This window comes from Acetatifactor sp. (assembly GCF_982438285.1).
Genome location: NZ_CEWDFQ010000172.1, coordinates 1 through 6,542, shown reverse-complemented (window position 1 = coordinate 6,542; position 6,542 = coordinate 1). Strand labels below are relative to the sequence as shown.

Sequence of the window (6,542 nt, the reverse complement as noted above, 5' to 3'; positions counted from 1 at the left end):
GTGGGCTCGGAGATGTGTATAAGAGACAGATTGTAAACCTACACGCAGTTTTAACACTTATAAAATTTTCAGTTGACGAAATACAAAAGAAAAGCTAAAATAAACTAAATACTGCAAAAGGGATGAATAATTATACGGCAATACTATAAGAGATTGTGTGGGGGAATTACAAAGCACAGGACTGATTCCAAGGATAAAAGCGGTCAGGGGAAACCGGAGCGGAAATCGGCAGTACATGCCGGGCCTGCACTGCACCTGTGGGGAACCAACTTTCAGGATATTCAGGACCGCCAGGGTTCTATTGTCAGAGAATATTTCTTCTGCATATCTGTTATCAAGCAAAGCTGTTAAAGAGCCGCGCCATGAGCCGGCTATCTGTTGTAAATTCCAAAGGCATAGAAATTGAGATGATATGGAGTCTGCAGGAAACTTTCAAAAAGGAAGCAGACTTTATGGATGTGGCAAGCTGTTAAGCGATGAGTCCGATATGGCGGTAACCCGGATCGGCGATGTGATCCAGGTAAACGTGAATGAAGGGCTGAATGCCTATGAGGTAGAACACCCTAAGAAGGGGAGCTTCCGCATGGCAGAGGCCAACACCTATTTGGAGATTAATGCCAGGATTCAGGTGAAACCGCTACTGATTTCCCAGGACTGGTTTGAGGGGTGGCTGGGAGAGAATATGGAATATCTCTCGTATGATTACCATACGATTGCAGGATATTAAAAAAGAGTAAGGGAGAAAAAGATGAAGAAAAAAGGATTATTGTTACTGGGAATGATACTGCTGGCTGGGAGCTTAAGCGCCTGCCAGGGAACGGAGGAAGGCCAGGCCTCGGCTGTACAGGGAGGAAACGCCGTAACGGCGGAGACAGATGTACAGGCTTCCGGAGAGGCGGAGGAGGAAGCGGATTACCCGGAGGGGCTGGACTATTTGTATACGGAAAACCACTTTGGTTATTCTTTGAGACTGCCGGATGGAGAGAACAGTACAGTGGGCTATGGGCATGTTGCAAAGGAGCAATATGGGAGCCAGTTTGACAGAGTGAGATGTGAACAGATTTATGTAACTCAGTATTCCGGGGATGTGGGGGCAGAGGAACAGCAGGAGCTGATCGACATGAGCCAGTACCATTCCTCGGCAGATATTTTCCAGTTACTGTCCCCACTGATTGAGGAAGAATATTTTGGGTTTGGTTTTAATGAGATAATTTATGATATTGAAACTTTGGAGACTACAACAATAAATGGCTTTGAAATGACTAAATTTGAAGGACAAATTAATTTTGTGGATGATTGGGGAGGTGCTATTTATCCTGTTGTAGCGTATGGAATTGCAGGAACCGAAACTCCGGTGCTGGTTTGCTGCATAGACCGTACAAAAGATCAGAGCCGCCACGCGGACTGGGTGGACAAGATAGATGAGGTGGTGTCCACCTACACGGAAAATTAGGCGAACTGACTGGCTGCCTGTCTGCCTTTTCGGCTGCAGGAGCGCCGGAACCATACAGGAAGCAGGACAGGCAACCAGCAGGGAAAGGCTGGAACAGAGGGACAAGGGAGACAAAATACAAGGAGAAAAGACATGGAAAATCGAGATAACAATAGCACAAATTTGCTGAACAGTAATGAAAACCCATATTATAATAATGCCATGTATGGTGCAGGTGCGTCATATGGACAAAATGTGCCGGAACAGCAGCCGGGTTATGGATATGCGCAGACAGCCGTAAAAGAGGAGACGGTAACGGTGGGGGAATGGATTGCAGCTGGAATCATAATGCTGATTCCCATCGTAAATCTGGTCATGCTGTTTGTATGGGCCTTTTCAGGAAATGTTAAGAAAAGCAAATCCAATTATTTTAAAGCCCAGCTGATCCTGATACTAATTTATATTGCTTTGGCCATCCTGGGCGTTGTAATGTTTGCAGGCAGCTTCTTAAGCCTGATGTAGAAAGAAAAATACTAAAGAAAAATACTGTTTTAGAACCATAGTTCCTTGTGCGTAAAGGGTCAGGATACTACAATATATGACATTAGGGGATAAGACCGGAGGTTTCCAAATGTCGCATTGCAGTACCTGGACTATGCGAGGCCAAGAAAGCTTTTTTTTTCAAAATGCAAATACCAAGGAGCTGACAGAAAGAAAATACGCAGAGGACTACAGAGCTGCCAAAACAGCTTTTGAGGGAATAGCAGGCATGGATGGAGTCACGGCAGCCGAAAAACCTTTCCAACTGTCCTGTTCCCGGGAGAGGTACCGGGAAGCAGAGGTTCGCTTTTAGCGGACTTTTTTCGTTCAGATATTCTTTTTATAATATAAGTCATAAATAGGTGCTGTATAGGGTGAAATAATGTCGTAAAATGGGTAAAAATGAATTGTGATATAAGGAAGATTACCCATGAATATGGATTATGAAAATGTTTTGCAAAGGCTGAAGGAAGAAAGGGTCAGAAATAATTTGTCCCAAAGGCAGATCAGCTATCAAATGCACATGATGCAAAGTCATTACAGTAAGGCGGAGCTTGGAAAAAAGCGATTCACCTTCTATGAAATGCAGTGTCTGACGAATACGGAAATAGATATACAGTATATGTATACAGGCTTGCGGAGTACCGAAAAATATAGAGAGTTTTTTGAGGGATGTACCTTTGAAGAAATTATCTGCTATATCAGCATCTTTTATTCCATGGCAGCCTGTCTGGGACGGGAGGATTCTGCAGGTAAATGGGGCAAGATATATAAGCGTATTGAATATATGAAATTTATTTTCATGACGGGAAGAGAGAACGACAATATTTTCTTCGCCATCAGACAGCAGCTTGCGTATACACAGCATAAAATGGCAGAGCTTCTGGGTGTTGATATAAAGAAGCTCAGAGAGCTGGAAAATGGAAGAGTTCTTCCCGACAGTGAGATGCTGTGGAAAATATATGATTTGTTTCATGTTCCTCCATCCATTATCCTGCGGGATGGCAAAGGACTGGCGCAGGAATTGTGTCTGCTTTTGGAAATATCTGGCGAGGAGGAAGGGGAAGCTATCTTCGCTTATTTGCAGGCAGGACAAAAGTGTTTAGGGGAAATTTGTGAAAAAGATTTTAATTTTAGAAGATAATCAAAGTACATTGCAGCATTTGGCCGGCATTGTGCAGAAAGCTGATACAAGGTGCGAGGTGATTGCACTGCATCGTATGAAGGATGCCTATCAATGTGCATTGGAAAGAGAGATTGATTTATTTATCATAGACATTATATTGGATACCAGAAGGCCGGGAGATTCTTCCGGTCTGCGGTTTGTAGACAGTATCCGGAAAATTGATAAATATGCCTTTACGCCAGTGCTGTTTGTCACTTCACTGGAGGACGCCAGATTTTATGCCTATGAAAAGCTGCACTGTTATCATTTTGTGGAAAAGCCCTTTGATGCGGAGAAGGTAAAGCGGATGGTGGAGCACTGCCTGAAATTTCCCGGACATCAGGAGAGCGATAAAACCCTGTACTTTCGAAAGGACGGCATCGTCCTGGCCGTGGATAGAAGCGAAATTGTATATGCGGAATGCGAGAATCATACCATGTATATCCATACAAGCCGCAGCGATGTTTTGGCAATTCCTTATTTGACACTGAAAAGACTGCTGGATGAAGCAGACAGTCCGGATATGATCCAATGCAGCCGCAACACCATGATAAATAAGAAATTTATACATAATGTGGATATTACAAACAGAATGATACAGCTGCGCAATAACTATGGAAGAGTAGAGATTGGTTTGATGTATAAGAAATTATTGCGGGAAATTTTTAAGTAAATGCTGCTGCGCCTTGTTCTAATAACAGAGATATTTTCGGTGATTATCTGCATTCACCGGATCTATGGAGTAAAGGTAAAATTTGATAGGAAAACGGTCCTGTTATTTCTGGGACTTCTGATTGTTTTGGAAATAGTCAATACCTGTCAGGTGCCGAGGCTGTTTTCACTGCTGGTCTATTTTCTTATTTTTCTCTTTTGTATGTTAAAATTTAAGAAATCCTTGTTTGAAACCATAATCAACAATGTGTTGTATCTTGTGGTGATGACGCTGCTGCAGTTTGCCTGTCTTGTGCCGGCTGCAGTTGTTCTGCCTCAAAATGAGTATGGGAGAGGGCTTTTGGTGAATTGTGCGGTGCTGTTAATCTGTATTTTTGTGCTGCCGTCGTTGGGACTGTGCCGATTTGCCGGATGGATAAGGAAAAAAGAGAAATTAATCTATCTATTATTAAGCGCAATTTTTATGGTTGTGATATTTATTTTGATGCAGGCAAAAATTTTTTATGGTGTGCGGATAGATTCTTTTTTATTGCTAATTCCAATTATTGCAGTAACACTTGGATTGAAAAAGCATTGGGACAAGAATTATAAGGGCAATACAGTGCCTGAAAAAGACGAATATCAAAATATAAATAGTGAAAATAAATACAACGAATTGCTTATTAAAATCAGAATGCGCCAGCATGAGATAAATAACCATATTACGGCGGTACTGTCCATGCATTATACGAATAAAACTTATGAAGAATTGGTCAGGGCTCAGGAAGAATATTTGGGCAAGGTGGCGGCAGAGAACAAATATAACAAGCTCCTCATACTAGAAGACAGCATATTAACTGGGTTCTTATATGGAAAGCTTACAGAATTGGAGGAGGAAGCGGAAATTACATATAAAATAGAAGTGGAATCTTTTCATACAGTAATACCGGCGTACTATATAATTCAGATGCTGGGAATTTTATTTGATAATGCAGTAGAGGCCGTGAAGGATAAGCAAGATACGATCTCTAGGATACACTTTGAGATTAGAGAGGCAGGGACGGGATATGAGTATGAAGTAAGAAATCCCTTTCCCTATGTGCCATATAATGAGATAGAAAAGTGGTTTGTCCTAGGACAAAGTACCAAAAGTATTGAAAGAGGAGTGGGATTATATCATTTGAAGTATTTATGTGAGGAATTGAAGTGTGATTTGATTTGCAGAAATATAATGGTGGAAAAAGATAATTGGATTTCTTTTGTCCTAAAAGTTAAAAAGTAATGTTTATAAAGGCTGAATTTTGTGAAAGGGGGAAATTTTGTTAGAGGTTGAAAAAAGTAGTTTCATGCGATATATTTAATATATGCTTCAGGAGCCGTAGGATGAAATGGAAGTGCAAGGGAGGCAGCGACAATGGAAGCAAGCAATATCTTCATTGAGAGATCAGACAGGGAAGAAATTCAGACAAAAAGATTTGATTTTGATAGTTTGTTTGTTGATAAAACAGAGATTATAGAAATGCACAACGACAATTCTATGGCTATATTGGGAAATAGTCTTGAGGTACTTCACTATATAAAGGATGGTTCTGTCGATCTGATATTTGCGGATGCACCATATAACATAGGAAAGAATTTTGGCAATAACCAGGATAAATGGAGCACCATTGAACAATATATTAATTGGTGTAAATGCTGGATTGATGAATGCATGAGAGTGCTTTCTTGCAATGGTACAATGTATTTTATGACAGCTACACAACATATGGCGTATCTGGACGTTTATGTTTCCCAAAAATATAATGTACTATGCCGTATCGTGTGGTCCTATGACAGTTCAGGTGTACAGTCTAAAAAAATATTTGGTTCGTTATATGAGCCGATTTTGATGATAAATAAAAACAGCAAGGCAAAATACACATTTAATCAACAAGCTATTTTGGTTGAAGCTAAAACTGGAGCACAAAGAAAGTTAATTGATTATAGAAAAGATCCGCCTAAGCCATATAATGCAGAGAAAATCCCAGGTAATGTTTGGAATTTTAATCGTGTTCGCTTTAAAATGGATGAATACGAAAACCACCCAACGCAAAAGCCAGAAGCGTTGTTGGAACGCATTATTAAGGCTTCGTCTAATGTTGGCGATGTTATTTTAGATCCATTTTCAGGCTCTTTTACTACCTCTGCAGTTGCTGCTCGTTTAGGAAGAATTGGCATTGGCATAGACATAAATGAAGAATATTTTGAGATAGGGCTTCGCCGCACGGGAATAGCAACAGAATTTAATGGAAAATTACTTGTAAAAGAGAAGAGGCGCAAGACAAAAGCAAAGTCAAAATATGCAAGAAGTCAGTGAGGTGAAGATAACGGAAAAATTTGTATTAGAAATTTTAAAAGAAGATTTCCCGGATCAATATGCAGACATCTATGGAAGTAGTTATTTGCTGCAATATCTTGATAAGAAAATGAAAGCAGTACATAAGGGGAGTAAGACAAGGAAGAGTCTTGCTAATATTTATGCAATATATGCCATACTGCATTTTTATCAAAGCGATTATTATGATAAACCTGATGTATATAGGCAATTTGGTGGTTATGATTATATGCAGTTGTTCCACTTTTACCGGGGACTGTATGGGGGCAGTAAATTGCAAAACCACGCATTAAATTCCCGGGTGAATGGAGAATTCAGAAATAAGTTTCCTGATCTAAAAAATGATTTGATTATCGCGAATAATGGCAAATATTTAATAC

The 6,542-nt window shown here is 40.2% G+C and carries 8 protein-coding genes; all 8 read left to right on the top strand.

The features are described from left to right. Nucleotides 1-412: 412 nt before the first annotated feature. Nucleotides 413-727 (top strand): hypothetical protein, encoded by a 315-nt coding sequence (locus tag AC1WIP_RS09540; RefSeq protein WP_481141624.1) that lies wholly within the window; start codon nt 413-415, stop codon nt 725-727. Nucleotides 728-748: 21 nt separating this feature from the next. After that, nucleotides 749-1,453 (top strand): hypothetical protein, encoded by a 705-nt coding sequence (locus AC1WIP_RS09535; RefSeq protein ID WP_481141623.1) that lies wholly within the window; start codon nt 749-751, stop codon nt 1,451-1,453. 132 nt (nt 1,454-1,585) lie between these two features. After that, on the top strand, nt 1,586-1,954 hold the full coding sequence (locus tag AC1WIP_RS09530; protein WP_481141622.1) for a hypothetical protein: 369 nt from the start codon (nt 1,586-1,588) through the stop codon (nt 1,952-1,954). Between the two features lie 448 nt (nt 1,955-2,402). Beyond that, nucleotides 2,403-3,116, top strand: coding sequence for a helix-turn-helix domain-containing protein (locus AC1WIP_RS09525; protein WP_481141621.1), 714 nt, complete (start codon nt 2,403-2,405; stop codon nt 3,114-3,116). Further along, on the top strand, nt 3,088-3,810 hold the full coding sequence (locus AC1WIP_RS09520) for a LytR/AlgR family response regulator transcription factor (RefSeq protein WP_318705205.1): 723 nt from the start codon (nt 3,088-3,090) through the stop codon (nt 3,808-3,810). Before AC1WIP_RS09525 ends, AC1WIP_RS09520 begins: the two co-directional genes overlap by 29 nt. Beyond that, nucleotides 3,811-5,070: a hypothetical protein gene (locus AC1WIP_RS09515; RefSeq protein WP_481141620.1), complete on the top strand. Its 1,260-nt coding sequence runs from the start codon at nt 3,811-3,813 to the stop codon at nt 5,068-5,070. A gap of 132 nt (nt 5,071-5,202) precedes the next feature. Then, the gene (gene yhdJ / locus AC1WIP_RS09510; protein WP_481141619.1) at nt 5,203-6,144 is read left to right on the top strand and encodes an adenine-specific DNA-methyltransferase; all 942 of its coding nucleotides are present in this window, start codon (nt 5,203-5,205) and stop codon (nt 6,142-6,144) included. Next, nucleotides 6,128-6,542 (top strand): hypothetical protein (locus AC1WIP_RS09505; protein WP_481141618.1); only part of this gene is annotated, 415 nt, incomplete at its 3' end. The genes yhdJ and AC1WIP_RS09505, both read left to right, overlap by 17 nt.

Coding starts and splice junctions, on each gene's coding strand:
- AC1WIP_RS09540 (WP_481141624.1), top strand. CDS start 413: ATGGAGTCTGCAGGAAACTTTCAAAAAGGAAGCAGACTTTATGGATGT.
- AC1WIP_RS09535 (WP_481141623.1), top strand. CDS start 749: ATGAAGAAAAAAGGATTATTGTTACTGGGAATGATACTGCTGGCTGGG.
- AC1WIP_RS09530 (WP_481141622.1), top strand. CDS start 1,586: ATGGAAAATCGAGATAACAATAGCACAAATTTGCTGAACAGTAATGAA.
- AC1WIP_RS09525 (WP_481141621.1), top strand. CDS start 2,403: ATGAATATGGATTATGAAAATGTTTTGCAAAGGCTGAAGGAAGAAAGG.
- AC1WIP_RS09515 (WP_481141620.1), top strand. CDS start 3,811: ATGCTGCTGCGCCTTGTTCTAATAACAGAGATATTTTCGGTGATTATC.
- yhdJ (WP_481141619.1), top strand. CDS start 5,203: ATGGAAGCAAGCAATATCTTCATTGAGAGATCAGACAGGGAAGAAATT.